We start from the raw sequence: 2,052 nt of genomic DNA on the forward strand, positions 1-2,052 counted from the left end.
AAGCCACCCAGTGCGAAGTAGGTTTCCCGAGAGACGGCCAGGACACAGCCAATCAGGGCGGGCTGATGGTAGAGGCGGGTTGTGACACAAATGTCAAATCATTCGGCAACAATAGAAAGGCGACTTAATTCAAGACATAACTGAGAATGCCTATCTCTTGTGCACTTTTCAATCAAGTGATGTGTACCCCCTAGTTCAATTATTTCTCGAATTAACGGGGTAGCCTTGCCGAAGGAATCGCGACACAATCTCAGCGGAAACGCTGTCCTCTGGGTGGAAATCATACTAAGTCTTGGCCAGTTGAATAAATCTAGGATGATAGCCAATACATCCGCGTCGTTGCTGTGGGCACCGCGTATTGTAACTTTACAGATCTCATCCTTAAAAGGATATCTACTTAACAACTCCTTTAGGTGGACACAATCAATTGGTAGTCCGTCGCTACGGAAAAAAATGAGAGACATTGGTCGTCCATCAGTCCATTTTCTTCCGACAACCGGCATCATGCCAGCGATCCGAAACGGAAGCAATGGAGATCGGGTCACTTCACATTTAATACCCCAAGTAGAGCACTCATCTTGAAATTGCAGAACCCGATATGCATCATAAATCATCGCAGCAAACCGAATGTTCACATACGAAAATGGTACCACGAGAAAAAACAGGCTTACATGCAGCGTGAATCTGAGAACATTGGCAGACGCACCCAAGGTGAACATAAGCTGATCCCTGAGATATACATACTTATTCTTACGGATGTCTGTGGAAATAATCTATATCTTGTATTCGTTGAGTCCATGTTGGCAACTGTTCGCTATCACCGGTAGGAGAAGTCTCCACGCTTGGTGGTGTCTTTACAAGCCAATTCCATTGTAAAGCGCCACCATTTTCCCGGTTGGCCCGAGCGGCCCATTTCCATCTTGCCTTTCGAAGCGTGACCCAAATTCCTCCAGTGGGTCGATACATTAGAAAGTCTTCGAAATACTCCCTGACGTCGATTAAGGTGTCAACTCCGATAAATTCCACAGAAGGGCTGTCAAGGGTGTAAATACAAACTGCCTGATTACTCGATGCCGAGATGATTAGACTCATAAACTGTGGAATTGCAACTGCTGATGCCGCTGGTGCGCGATCAAGCACATATTGTCCGTTCGTCGTCATTGGAGTGCCGTATGGCTCCTTGACGCCATTAATGATCCGTTCGGCGGTCGTCAATCGGCTCGTGTTAATCCTCTGAATGATTGCGATTTCTCCGGCGCCGCCTTCCGGTACTGTTACCTCGGCTGTCAGTCTTACTGCGGAGCGACTTTCCGGTTCGCTCGTGTTTGTACGTCCACAGCACATTTTGTTTCCCACAATTCTAATGATATCTGCAGGCGGTTCGATCGTCGACATTTCGATACCAAGTGATGCCGACGGGCGGGAAATTACCAGAGCAGTTTCTGCTGATTTGTGTCGCCCATTGATTTGTGCAGTCACCATAGCCGCAGCATTTACTGGAATCCCCTTGGCAAAGAAACTTACGGAAGGCAACTTTAGGTCAACAAGCTCAAGCGGTTCTTCTGTGGCTCTTGTGCGGCAGTTTCCATCCAGTCTTCCTATGGAAGCGTCAATCTTCTCCAGCGTGGGGAGCATCTCATAATTTTTGATGCACTTGTCGGGAACTGACCATCGGTAAGTGGTTTCGGCAGGTGGTGCGGGTTCGATTTTGGCTTTCAGGACGATGGGTTGGCCGACGATGCGGGGGACAGTACCGTCGGTGACGATCTGGTCATTCCATTCGATATCGACTTTATAGACTTTGACCGTGGTGCTGGCGGAGGATTCGCCGCAGGTGGCGGAGAGGGTGTGTTCGCCGGGGGTGGTCCATTGGACGCGGCGGGTGATCTTCACGATGTGGCCTTCGGCGTTCTTTTCCTCGGTCGAGGAAACAGTTGTGGAGCCGGGGATGTCGGGGAAACCGACGCCATCCAGACAGTTGCCGGTGATGGTGATGTCGTCTTCATCGCCGACGAAGCAGGTCTCGGGGGCGGAGATGCCGCTGACGGCACA

The 2,052-nt window shown here is 50.0% G+C and carries 1 protein-coding gene; it reads right to left on the minus strand.

The window, feature by feature from the left end:
* Positions 1–750: 750 nt before the first annotated feature.
* Positions 751–2,052: hypothetical protein (locus A6X21_RS24650; protein ID WP_165603758.1), on the minus strand; the 1,302-nt coding region annotated here is incomplete at its 5' end.

Origin of the sequence: Planctopirus hydrillae (genome assembly GCF_001707835.1) — a bacterium.
Classification (GTDB): Bacteria; Planctomycetota; Planctomycetia; order Planctomycetales; family Planctomycetaceae; genus Planctopirus; species Planctopirus hydrillae.